Below are 13,080 nucleotides of genomic sequence, written 5' to 3' on the forward strand. Positions count from 1 at the left end.
TCTATGATTTTATGATCAAAAAAATATTAATTTTAGAGAAAGGACATCCTTTTATTAAGTATAAATTACAAAAAAAAGGATTTATTTGTGATGAAAATTATAAGCATTCAATTAATAAAATTGATATATCTATGTATGATGGAATCATTTTAAGAAGTAGGTTAAAAATAGATAAACAATTTATTGATAGAGCTGAAAATTTAAAATTTATAGCTCGTATTGGATCTGGTACAGAAAATATAGATAAAAATAATGCTTTTCAAAAAGGAATTACTTTAATTTCTTCTCCAGAAGGGAATAAGGATGCTGTAGCAGAACATGCTATAGGAATGCTTTTGTGTGTGAAAAATCATATAATTCGTTCTTATCAAGAAATTAAAGAGGGAATATGGAATAGAGAAAGAAATAGAGGAACAGAAATTATGGGAAAAACTATAGGGATCATTGGATATGGAAATACAGGAAAAGCTTTTGCTAAAAAACTTTCAGGATTTGATTCTAGAATATTATGTTATGATATTTTACCAAAAATAGGAGATATTTATGCTAAACAAGTAGATATGAATACTATTTTTAGAAAATCAGACATAATAAGTTTACACGTTCCTTATACAGAAAGGACAAAAGGAATGATAAATTCCAATTTTATTAATAAATTTTATAAATCTTTTTATTTTATAAATACTTCTCGTGGAGGATGTGTTATTACACATCATTTGGTAAAAGCATTAAATACTGGTAAGGTATATGGAGCATGTTTGGATGTATTAGAATATGAAAATTTTTCTTTTGAAAATATTTTTAATCATCATAAGCTTCCTAAAAGTTTTTTTTATTTAATTGATTCTAATAAAGTAATATTAACTCCACATATTGCTGGATGGACTAAGGAATCTAAATATAAAATGGAAAAAAAGATTGTAGAAAAAATTATTATTTTAAATAATAAATTCAAAAATTATAAAACAAAAAATTTTAATCAATAAGATATTTCTATGATATTCTTTTGGTAAAACATGTATTAATTTTGATAATGAGAAAATTTATTAATAAATCAAAATAAATTAGATTATTTATCTAATAATACTAATATTTATTATTTTGTTATTCATTTTTTATATTTAAGTATTTTTTTCAATATACATCTTTTAAATATCTTCCTTCCTTTTTCATTTTTTTTATAAATAATTTCGAATCATATTTTCCTATTTTCTGTATTATGTTATGGATTACTTTTTCAACATCTATACTCATAAAAAATTTTTTTCCACAAACATAAATGTATGCTCCATTTTTTATCCATGAAAAAAATTCTATACGATTTTCCCATATTTTATCTTGTACATATATTTTTTTTTCTTGATCTCTAGAAAAAGAAAGATTTACATGATAAAGAATTCCTTCTTTCTTCCAATTTTCGATTTCTGTTCGATATAAAAAATCTGAATCAGAATATTGATTTCCAAAAAATAACCAATTTCTACCAATACCCCCCATTACTTGTCTTTCATATAAAAAAGATCTAAAAGGAGCTATACCAGTACCGGTTCCAATTAAAATAATATCTTTTTCTGGATTTGGTGGTAATCTAAATAAGTGATTTTGATGAATAAAAAAGGTTAATTTATCTCCTTTTTGTAATTTAGATAAAAAATTGGAGCAATGACCATATACAGTTTTTCCGTTTAATTGAAAGCTATGACGAGATACAGTTATGTGTATTTCTCCATGATGAACATTAGGAGAAGAAGAAATAGAATATAATCTAGGTTTTATCGGTTCTATTATTTCCATAAGATTTTCTAATAAAAATTCTTTCTTCATAGGAAATTCTTTTAATAGTTCAATAAGTTTCCATTTTTTATTTAAAGTAATATTTTTTATTCCCGAAAGAGAAGAATATTTTATTAAAAAATTATCTGATAAATAAAGAATATTTAATTTTTTTTTGAACAAATAAAATATATTATTTTTTTTATTATATTCTGCTAACTCTTTTTTTTTAGTAAAAGAAATTTCTTCTATAAGACTATCTACTTCATTTAATGGATTTTCAGGAAATATTCCTACAGAATCTCCTGGAAAATATTTAATTTTTTTTTGAATATAAATTTCTATATGATAAATTTCTTTATTAATCCCTATTTTTTTATTGTTTAAAAGTATAACATTTAATATTTTTCCATCTATTTCTCTATTTTTTCTACATTGTTTTTTTTTTTTTACTTTATTAAAAAAGTTGAAAATTTCTAAGATCCATTGATCAGCCTTTTCTTCATAATTAATAACATCACATTTATATAATGGTATTATTCTTTTTGCACCTATTTGATACAGACGTTTATCCACATTTATTCCTGCATTACAAAAAAAAGAATAAGATTTATCACCTAACGCCAATACACTATATTTCAAATTATTTAAAATAATATTTTTATTATGAATAAAATTAAAAAAAGTTTTGGAAGAAGAAGGAGGGTCTCCCTCTCCATGAGTACTAATTATTATAAATAAATAATGTTCTTTTTCTAAATCTTGTAATTGATATTGATCTAAACCAATTAATCTTATCGGGAATTCTTTCTTTTTTATTTTTTTATAAACCTCAATAGCTAAATTTTTAGCATTACCTGTTTCAGTTCCATAAACTAATGTAATTTTATTTTCTATTTTTATATCTTTTTTACAAGAAGAAGATAAAAATCCGTAAATATAACCATTCATCCATATAATTTCTTTCTTAGAGGATTCATTGATTAATTTAAAAAATATTTTTTTATTGGATTCAGATAACATTATCGTCAATTTGATTTTTATCAAATATGAATATAATCCGAAATAATTATCCCATATAATTATGAATTATATCATTTTTTTTATTATAAATTCATCATTTATTAATGAACTTTTTTTTTAAATAAATTCAAAAATATTATAACTAAATTTAGTATCATAAATTTATTTTTTTTTTAATAAAAAAACAAATTTTATCGATTCTATCTATTTTATAAATAATGTTTACCTTAATTTTGAAATTATTAATTTTTATATAATTTTTTTTACAAAATATCAAACAATTTTTGATTTATTTCCTAACTAACTTAGTTTAATCCCGATTGATTACTAAATCTAATTCCTAAAATTAGGATATGATTTTTTTAAATTAATAATTTTTATAAAAAAATTAAATTGGATTATATCTTAATTTTTTTCTAGAAAAGACCATCTACTGAAATGTATCTTTCTCCTGTATCATAATTAAACGTTAATATAATAGATTTTTCGGATAAATGAGATAGTTGTTTATTTATAGCCGATAAAGACGCTCCTGTAGATATTCCTACAAGAATACCTTCTTTATTTGCTGTTTTTCTAACAAAATCAAAAGCTTCTTCTTTAGAAACTAAAAAAGATCCATCTAATATTTTTACGTTTAAAATAGACGGAATAAAACCTGCACCTAATCCTTGTAGAAAATGTGGACTGGATTTCCCACTAGATATTACTGGAGATTCTATAGGTTCCACAGAAAAAATTTTTATATTAGGAAATTTATTTTTTAGAACTTCTCCAATTCCAGTAATGTGTCCTCCTGTCCCTACTCCTGTAATAAAGTAATCTATTCCTTCAGGAAAATCTTTTATTATTTCTTTTGCAGTTATTATCTTATGAGTATTTGTATTAGAAATATTATCAAATTGTCTTGGCATCCAAGAATTTGGAATAGTATTGATTAATTCTTTTGCTTTCTGAATAGCTCCTATCATTCCTTTATCTTTCGGAGTAAGAATAAATTTGGATCCAAAAATAGAAAATAATTTTCTTCTTTCTATACTCATTGATTCTGGCATAACTAGAATAAGACGATATCCTTTTACAGCACAAACTATAGAAAGTCCTATTCCCGTATTACCGGAAGTAGGTTCTATAATGATATCTCCTTTATGAAGAAGACCTTCCCGCTCTGCATCTTCTATCATAGATAGTGCTATTCTATCTTTTAGACTTCCTCCTGGATTACTTTTTTCTAATTTCATCCATACTTGATGATTAGGATATAACTTATTGAGACGTATATGAGGAGTATTACCAATAGTTTTTAAAATACTATCAACTTTCATTTCTTTTTTTATATTGTGAAATTTATAGAATTAGAAAGTGGAATGTTATTTCTCATTTTTGTTTCATTTTTTTGATACACTATAGAAAAAGGAGGAATACTTCGTGTAATCCAAACATTTCCTCCAAGAATACTATCATGACCTACTACAGTTTTTCCTCCTAAAATAGTAGCTCCTGCATAAATAGTTACTTTATCTTCTATAGTAGGATGACGTTTTTTATTTTGTAATTTTTTATCTACATGAATAGCTCCTAGAGTAACTCCTTGATATATTTTAACTTTTTCTCCTATATTTGTACTGGAACCTATAACAATACCAGTTCCATGATCAATTGCAAAAGCTTTTCCTATTTTTGCAGATGCATGAATATCTACTCCGGTTTTACTATGTGCATATTCTGTAATTAATCTTGGAATAATTGGAATATTTTGAATATGTAATTGATGTGCTATTCTATACAATGCAGTAGCAAAAAATCCAGGATAAGAAAGAAAAATTTCTTCTATTACTGTTGCTGCTGGATCCGATTCTAATATAGCATGAGCATCTATAATCAATGTTTGGTAAATATTAGGAATTTCTGAAAAAAAACTTTTGGAAATATTTATAGAATTTTTTGAATCAATATTTAAATCAATAAGAATTTCGTATAATATATTTTGTAATTTTTTGTAATCATTTTCTAGATAAATTATATCATTTAAAAGTTTTTTATCAGGAGTAAATAAAAGATAAAATAATTTTTTTACAAAATTTTCGGATTTTTTCTTATTAGGGATAAATTTTTTATTTTTATTATTTTCAAATATGGTACTTAAAAAACTTAACATTTATTTCATTTTTATGATTGAATCATATACATTCTATTGATAAATTTTTATCATAATTAATATTCTAAATTAGAATGACTTACGACATAATTCTTACCTACAAATAATATATGTAAATTTTTTATCCAATCACTTTTAAAGTGATATTTTTATTATTGTTAATTATTATTATTAATTTAGGAAAGTAAAAAATATGTGATGTTATAGTATAGATAAAATAATTATATAAAAAAATTTCGATAAAAAATTCTATTGTAACTTTTTTTTTTACAAAATTATTCATTAAGATTATTTATCTACTATCAGATGATATTTACTAATTATATTGAACATAGTTTAATTTTTTCTCAAACATAAGATTTTTTATCTTATTCTGTAATAGAATAATCTATTTTTTTTATATAAAATCGTATATTCACAAAATAATTCATCTATTTATTATATAGATCTAATCAAACAAGGTAAAAATACAAATATAGTAATTTCTTTTTTTTTATTACATGTTTATAATAAATAGTAAAAAAAGAATTTTACCAAGAAAATGTTTTTATTAAACTTTTAGTAGTCTCTTTTCTTTTTATTTTTCCTAGTGGATTTTCTATAAAATGAGAAATAAAAAAAATATTTTTTGGTTTATAAAACTTTTTTTTTCCATTAAAAACAAATTCTGGTATTTTTAAAGAAAAAGGGTTTCCCTCTATAATAAGAATAATTTTTTCTCCTAGAATTTTATCTGGTATAGATGATATAAAAAATCGTTTATCAAAAGGAATAAAATGACTTATTTTTTTTTCTACTAATTCAGGAATAATTTTTATTCCTCCACTATTAATAATATTGTCATATCTTCCTATCCAAACAAATGTATTATTGGAAATAATACGAACAATATCATTGGTTTGAATAAATTTATCCATACAACACGTAGAAAAAATACCTAAACAATTTCTTTTATCTATACTTATATTTATATCATCAAATGATTGATAAAAAGAATGTTCTCTAACTCCATTAATTTTTTTTATAGCTATATGACCTAGAGTTTCTGTCATTCCATAAGTTGCATAACAAATTGTTGAAATTTTTTTCAATTTTTTTTCTAAAAAATTTGGAATAGAACTCCCTCCTATCAAAAGAATTTTGATATACTTTAAGTATTTTAAACTAAAAAAAACTTGCATAGGAACCATTGAAGATATATCAAAATATTTATTTATATTTTTTAATGGATTAGATGATGGAGGTATACAATATATTTTCCATTTAAAAATAATAGCTCTAACTAAAAACATTTTAGCAGCTATAAAACCTGCAGATAGACATAATAAACCTTTAATTTTTTTTTTTTCTAATTTCAAAAAATGTACGGTTTTTATAGCCCTTTCTATCATATATTTTTTCTCTAAAAATATTTTTTTAGGAGTTCCTGTTGTTCCAGAAGTAGAAATCATTAATATTGGATTATTTTTATACCAATTATTCAGGAAAGAAAAAATATCCTTTTTCCAATTAGAGTTATTTTTTTCTATATCATAAAAATAAAATTTTTCTTTATTAGAAAAATCTATCCACATTTTTTTATATTTTTATTTTCCATTTTAATAATGGATTATACCAAATGGAACCTTTTTTTATTTCTAAAGGAGATTCCCAATTATTTATATATAAAAATCCTGTATTTAATCCATGAACATTAATCTTATTTTTATATTTTTTATCAATGATAAAAGTCCATTGAGCAATAGCATTAATTCCTATATTACTTTCTAAAGAAGAACTAATCCACCATTTTATTTCTCTTTTTTTAGCTTCTAATATCCATTCTTTAGATCCAAAAAAACCACCATTAATACTAGGTTTTATCACTATATATTTAGGCTTTATAAAATCTAATAATCTTTTTTTATTTTCTAAATTATTTATACCCTTTAATTCTTCATCTAAAGCTATAGGAATTTTTGATTGTTTGCATATTTCCGACATATATTTCCAGTTTCCGGATAAAATAGGTTGTTCTATTGAACAAACCATATTTAATTCATAAAGTTTATTTAAATAAAATAAGGTATCTTTTACATTATTAAAACAACCATTTGCATCTATTCGTATTTTTGCAATTGGATATTTTTTTTTTATCTTTTTTAATATAAAATATTGATAGTTAAAAAGTTTTGTATTTATTTTTATTTTTATAAATGAAAAACCTTCCATAATTTTATCTCCTATATATTTCATTACATTATTTTCTTTCTTTTTATTAAAAGAATTCAACCATATTAATCCATTTACAGGAACTCCTTCTTTTCCATTTACAAATTTAGAATTATATAGTACTGGAAATTTATTTTTTAAACTTAACAAAACTTGCTCTAATCCAAATAAAATAGACGGATATGAAATATATTTATGATAATAACATATTTTGGTTTTTTTTAAAGAAATTACTTTTTTATAAACTTTATCTAATTCTTCTTTAAATTTAAATTGATTTGAATCTTTAAAAGTATCTAATAGAGGATTACACTCCCCTATTCCTATTATTTTATTATTTTTTTTTAATACAAAGAACCAAATCGTATTTGTTATAAAAGTTCTATTAGAATTAAATATTTTATTTTTCAAATAAAAAGTTTTTTCTTTTAAAAAAAAATTTTTTTTATTCATATTTAAATATCTATACTTTCTCCCATTTTCAATAATATTAATTCTTTTCCTTTTTCATAAAAAATTTTTTTTGCTTGTTTTTTATTAATTTGAATACTTGAAAAAGTATTATAATGAACTCCTAGTATTTTTTCACATTTCAGAAATTCAGAAGCAATGACGGCTTCATTTATATCCATAGTATATCTGCCTCCTATTGGTAAAATGGAAAGTCCTAATTTTCCAAAATTAGGAATAAGATTCATTTCATATGTTAAAGATGTATCTCCTGATATATATAAATTTCCTTCATCTGTATGTAAAAGAAATCCTCCAGGATTTCCTCCATAAGTTCCATCATCAAAAACACTAGAATGAACAGCCCAAACATATTTTAATTTTCCAAAAGGAAAAGAAATAAAAGATCCATAATTTATTCCATAAGTATTTATTCCTTTTTTATCAAAATAATTAGATATTTCGTAATTAGAAATTACTAAAGAATTAGTAAATTTTCGTGAAAAAAACTCAACATCACAAACATGATCATAATGTGCATGAGTTAATAAAATATAATCAATTTTTTCTAAATTTTTAGTAAATTTCAAAAAATCTATATTCCTGAAAATAGGATTTTTTGAAAAAAAAGGATCAATTAATAAATGTTTTTCATGTATCTCAAGTATACATGTACTATGAGTAAAAAAAGTAATTTTCATGATATAATAATATTTTTTATAAGAATAGACTTATTCCAATACTTAATACATATAAAAAAATAATTATAACTAGTTTTTTTAATTTTAAACTAAATATTTTTTTTTTTTAATAAACATCATTTCTTTTACATGTAATCCTAAAAATAGAACAATTAATCCAAAAAATAACCATTGATAAATAGTTTTTTGATTAAAAAAAACAAATATACTCCCTAATAAAATTGAAATAAAAATAATAATCATATGATAAACTTTAGCATATTTCATTCCTAACCATACAGCCATAGTATACTTTTTACTTTTAAGATCACTATCTATATCTCTCATATTATTTATATTTAGAACAGCTACATTTAATAATCCTATAGATAAAGATAATAAAAGCATATCCATATGTAAAGTTTTTGTATATAGAAAATAACTTCCTTCTATTGATAAAATTCCAAAAAATAGAAGAACAAATAAATCCGCCATCCCTATTATGTATCCATAAGGACGATATCCGATAGAATATTTTATAGATCCATAAATACAAATCAAAATTCCAAAAAAATAAAGGATAAAAAATTTATTCCATGAAATAGTTGTTAAAATCAATATAAATCCTGAAATAAAAGATAATATAGAAAATAAATAAATAGCTTTTTTCATTTCTAATAATGAAATATAACCGCATTGTACTGTTCTTTTTGGTCCTATACGTTTATCATTATCTACTCCATTAATACTATCTCCATAATCATTTGAAAAGTTTGCTAATATTTGTAATAATAAAGCAGTAATAGAACATAAAATATATATATATAAATTTACGTATACTCTAGATCTGGATATTAAAAAACTTAAAGTTATTCCAGAAAAAGATAAAGGTAGAGTATGTAAACGAGCTGCTTTTATCCAATATTTCAGTTTCATAAAAATTTTGGAAACTTTTTAAAATTTGGATTTCTTTTTTCCAAAAAAGCTTTTTTACCTTCTTGAGATTCTTCTGTTAAATAAAACATTAAAGTAGCATCTCCTGCTAATTGCATTAATCCATGTTGTCCATCTAATTCTGCATTTAAACAACGTTTGATCATTCTTAAACACATAGGACTTCTTTTTTGTATTGTTTTACACCATTCTATGGTTTTTTTTTCTAATTGTTTTTTACTTACTACTTTGTTAATCAAACCCATTTTTAATGCTTCTTCAGCCGTATATTCTTTGCATAGAAACCACATTTCTCTTGTTTTTTTCTGACCAATATGACGAGCTAAATAAGAAGACCCAAATCCTCCATCAAAAGAACCTACTTTAGGACCTACTTGACTAAAAGTAGCATTATCTGATGCGATAGTTAAATCACAAACAACATGCAAAACATGCCCTCCTCCAAAAGCATAACCATTAACCATAGCAATAACAGGTTTAGGAATTTCTCGTATTTTTTTATAAAAATCTAAAATATTTAATCTAATAAATCCATCTTTTCCCAAGTATCCGCCTAAACCTCTTGTATTTTGATCTCCACCAGAACAAAATGATTTATCTCCATAACCCGTTATAATTAATACGTCTATATCTTTTCTATCTCTACATATATCTATAGCTTCTATCATTTCTTTTACTGTTTCTACACGAAAAGCATTATGACACCATGGTCTATTTATTATTATTTTAGAAATACCTTTCCAAAAAAGAAATAAAATATCTTCGTACTTCTTAATCGAAATCCAATCTATATTTTTTACAGTAGAATTCATAACAAAAAAATTAAAATTGATATTTATTTTTACAAAAAAAAAGATTTTATTTATATGTATGTATCATAATATATTATCAGTATTTACAGGAGTATCAATAAGTATTATTGAAATACTTATTTTTATTGAACTTATAAAAAAAAAGTTTTTACAAATAAAAAATATTCCTTTATTTAAATTTAAATGTATTCTTATTAAAGCCCTAGTCTATTCTTTTTTATTTTGATTTTTTTTATCTTTTTAGTGTTCTATTAGGAGAAATAATAACTACTTTTTTTGCAAAAAATGCGAAAAAAGCTTCTGCTATATTAACTAGTTTTATTGTATTCTTAGTAGTATCTTTTCATATTTTTTTTTCTGTCCATTTTCTTTATGGTTTCAAATTGTGACTCCTCTTATTTTTATTCCTTTTTCATATCTAAAAAGTAATTTTATAGAATTTTTACAAAGAAAAAAATGGATAAATTAAAAGATAAAAAAATCCAGATATATAACCAATTAAAGCAATCCAACTAATTTTTTTTAAATACCAAAAAAAATCTATTTTTTCCATTCCCATAGCAGTTACTCCTGCAGCAGATCCTATAAGAAAAATGCTTCCTCCTGTTCCAGATACATAAGCTATAAAATGCCATAAATCATGATCAATTGGATAAGAAAACATAGAAATAGTAGCTGCAACTAAAGGTACATTATCTATAATAGAAGAAATTAATCCAAATATAAAAGTTGTTATTCTCCATGTATGAACTATTTTATTGATCCAATGAGATAAATGATATAATTTTCCCATTGCTTCTAAAGAAGAGACAGAAAGTAAAATTCCAAAAAAGAACAAAATACTGGAAATATCTATTTTTCTAAAAATTTCGTCTATAGAATAAATAGTTTTGTATTTTTTAATTACTATGCAAAGAAGAATACCTAGAGATAACATCATTCCCATGTATGGAGGAATTCCAACTATTGTTTTCATTAATGGAACTAATAATATTAAAAATAAACCTGTTTTTAACATAAAAAAACCTCTATTAAGATCATTTTTTGATAATTTACTTTTTTTTATTTGGATAAATCCATTAAATATGGGCATATAAGAAGCTATAAGAGTGGATATAAACATACATAATATAGATGGAATAAATATTTTTTTTACAAGACGGAGAGTGGTCACTTTATTGGAAATCCACAACATGCTTGTCGTTATGTCTCCTATTGGAGACCATACTCCTCCTGCATTAGCAGATATAATAACTAATCCTAAGTAATATAAACGTTCTTTATAATTAATAACTGTTTTTCTAAGAAGAGAAATCAAAACCATAGTTGCTGTTAGATTATCTATTATTGCAGATAATAAAAAAGAAATTAAATTTATCATCCATAAAAATCTTCGTTTTGTGTTTCTCGTCTTTTTATAAAATAATTCTCTTAAAGCATCGAATCCGGAATATTTATCAATTATGACAATAATTGACATGGCTGCAATAAGAAAGAAAACAATTTCAGATGTTTTTCCCAAATGAAATAATAATAAAGATCTTGGATCTTTTTTTATAATGATAGATTGATTAAATTCATAAACAGGAATATGAAATAATATAATTAATGACCAACAAATAGTAGCCATTAGAATGGATGGAATAACTTTATTTAGTGATAATAAACTTTCTAAAAGAATAAACAAATATCCAAAAATAAAAATTAAGATTATCATTTATTTTTATTGGAATAAATTCTTCCATTTTGAATAAAAAGAATGTTTCCCAAGTTCTTCCTCAATGCGCAATAATTGGTTATATTTTGAAGTTCGTTCAGAACGACAAATAGAACCTATTTTTATTTGTTCTATATTAAATGCAACTGAAAGATCTGCTATGAAAGAATCTTCTGTATCTCCAGAACGATGAGAAATTATATTTTTATACTTGTTTTTTTTAGCTAAATTAATTGTTTCAATTGTTTCTGTTAATGTTCCAACTTGGTTTACTTTTATTAAAATAGAATTTGCCACTTCTTTTTTTATTCCTTTTTTTAATATACTCGCCTTAGTCACAAAAAGATCATCTCCTACTAATTGAATTTGATCTCCTATTTCATCTGTTAATAGTTTCCATCCTTCCCAATCGTTTTGATCCATTCCATCTTCGATAGATATAATAGGATATTTTTTAATTAAATAAGATAAATAATGAATATGTTCTTTTTTAGACTTTTTTGAATTTTCTAATTTTTTTTCAAATTTAGAATAATCATATTTATTATTTTGATAAAATTCAGAAGCAGCACAATCTATAGCTATTCCTATTTGATCATAAGGTTCATAATTAGCTAAATGTATAGCTTCTAATATATGATCTAATACATCTTCTACTCCATTAAAATTAGGACTGACTCCCCCTTCATCCCCTACACTTGTAGATAAACCTTTTTGTTGTAGAATTTTTTTTAGTTGATAAAAAACTTTATATCCCATTTGTATTGCTTCTAAAAAAGTATTAGCTGTTATAGGAACTATCATAAATTCTTGAAAAACGATAGGAGCATTGGAGTGTTTTCCTCCGTTTACAATATTTATTAAAGGAATGGGAAGTTCACATGTATATACTCCTCCTATATATTTATAAAGAGGAATTTCCAATTCATTAGATGCAGCTTTTGCAGTAGCTAATGAAATAGCTAAAATGGCATTGGATCCTAATCTTTTTTTATTTACTGTTCCATCTAATTCCAACATTAATTTATCAATACAAATTTGATCTAAAGCAGATTTTCCTATTAATTCAGGTGCAATAATATTGTTTATGTTTTTAACCGCTTTCAATACTCCTTTTCCTGAAAAAATATCTTTTTGATTATCTCGTAATTCGAAAGATTCATTTTCTCCTTTTGAAGCTCCAGACGGGACTGACGCACGTCCTAATATATTTTTATCTGTTATTACATCTACTTCTATAGTAGGATCTCCTCTAGAATCTAATATTTGTCTAGCATTAATACTTTTAATTTTACTCATTGT

At 23.1% G+C, this 13,080-nt stretch carries 11 protein-coding genes; 1 reads left to right on the plus strand and 10 read right to left on the minus strand.

Features of this window, described 5'->3' with window-relative positions; all coding sequences use genetic code 11:
- Window positions 1–11 precede the first annotated feature (11 nt).
- Window positions 12–986 carry an NAD(P)-dependent oxidoreductase gene (locus H0H63_RS01765; protein ID WP_185858312.1) on the plus strand — a complete coding sequence of 325 codons (975 nt, stop codon included), beginning with the start codon at window positions 12–14 and terminating at the stop codon, window positions 984–986.
- A 148-nt stretch (window positions 987–1,134) separates the two neighbouring features.
- Here H0H63_RS01765 and H0H63_RS01770 read toward each other — a convergent pair whose 3' ends face one another.
- The 10 genes from H0H63_RS01770 to eno form a co-directional block, all read right to left on the minus strand.
- Complete coding sequence (locus H0H63_RS01770; RefSeq protein WP_185858313.1) at window positions 1,135–2,796, minus strand: diflavin oxidoreductase; 1,662 nt, start codon at window positions 2,794–2,796, stop codon at window positions 1,135–1,137.
- A 416-nt stretch (window positions 2,797–3,212) separates the two neighbouring features.
- The gene (cysK, locus tag H0H63_RS01775; RefSeq protein ID WP_185858314.1) at window positions 3,213–4,121 is read right to left on the minus strand and encodes a cysteine synthase A; all 909 of its coding nucleotides are present in this window, start codon (window positions 4,119–4,121) and stop codon (window positions 3,213–3,215) included.
- A gap of 8 nt (window positions 4,122–4,129) precedes the next feature.
- Window positions 4,130–4,954 carry a serine O-acetyltransferase gene (locus H0H63_RS01780; RefSeq protein WP_185858315.1) on the minus strand — a complete coding sequence of 275 codons (825 nt, stop codon included), beginning with the start codon at window positions 4,952–4,954 and terminating at the stop codon, window positions 4,130–4,132.
- A gap of 530 nt (window positions 4,955–5,484) precedes the next feature.
- Window positions 5,485–6,528, minus strand: a complete 1,044-nt coding sequence (locus H0H63_RS01785) for an AMP-binding protein (protein ID WP_185858316.1) — start codon at window positions 6,526–6,528, stop codon at window positions 5,485–5,487.
- Between the two features lie 4 nt (window positions 6,529–6,532).
- Complete coding sequence (locus H0H63_RS01790) at window positions 6,533–7,618, minus strand: enolase C-terminal domain-like protein (protein WP_185858317.1); 1,086 nt, start codon at window positions 7,616–7,618, stop codon at window positions 6,533–6,535.
- 2 nt (window positions 7,619–7,620) lie between these two features.
- The gene (locus H0H63_RS01795) at window positions 7,621–8,316 is read right to left on the minus strand and encodes a metal-dependent hydrolase (protein WP_185858318.1); all 696 of its coding nucleotides are present in this window, start codon (window positions 8,314–8,316) and stop codon (window positions 7,621–7,623) included.
- An 84-nt stretch (window positions 8,317–8,400) separates the two neighbouring features.
- Window positions 8,401–9,231, minus strand: a complete 831-nt coding sequence (gene menA, locus H0H63_RS01800; protein ID WP_238784388.1) for a 1,4-dihydroxy-2-naphthoate octaprenyltransferase — start codon at window positions 9,229–9,231, stop codon at window positions 8,401–8,403.
- On the minus strand, window positions 9,228–10,061 hold the full coding sequence (gene menB / locus H0H63_RS01805) for a 1,4-dihydroxy-2-naphthoyl-CoA synthase (RefSeq protein WP_185858319.1): 834 nt from the start codon (window positions 10,059–10,061) through the stop codon (window positions 9,228–9,230). The genes menA and menB overlap by 4 nt, the downstream gene beginning before the upstream one ends.
- Window positions 10,062–10,503: 442 nt before the next feature.
- Window positions 10,504–11,778, minus strand: a complete 1,275-nt coding sequence (gene nhaD / locus H0H63_RS01810) for a sodium:proton antiporter NhaD (RefSeq protein WP_185858320.1) — start codon at window positions 11,776–11,778, stop codon at window positions 10,504–10,506.
- 6 nt (window positions 11,779–11,784) lie between these two features.
- Window positions 11,785–13,077, minus strand: coding sequence for a phosphopyruvate hydratase (gene eno / locus H0H63_RS01815; RefSeq protein ID WP_185858321.1), 1,293 nt, complete (start codon window positions 13,075–13,077; stop codon window positions 11,785–11,787).
- Window positions 13,078–13,080 lie beyond the last annotated feature (3 nt).

This window comes from Blattabacterium cuenoti (assembly GCF_014251655.1).
Lineage (GTDB): Bacteria > Bacteroidota > Bacteroidia > Flavobacteriales > Blattabacteriaceae > Blattabacterium > Blattabacterium cuenoti_I.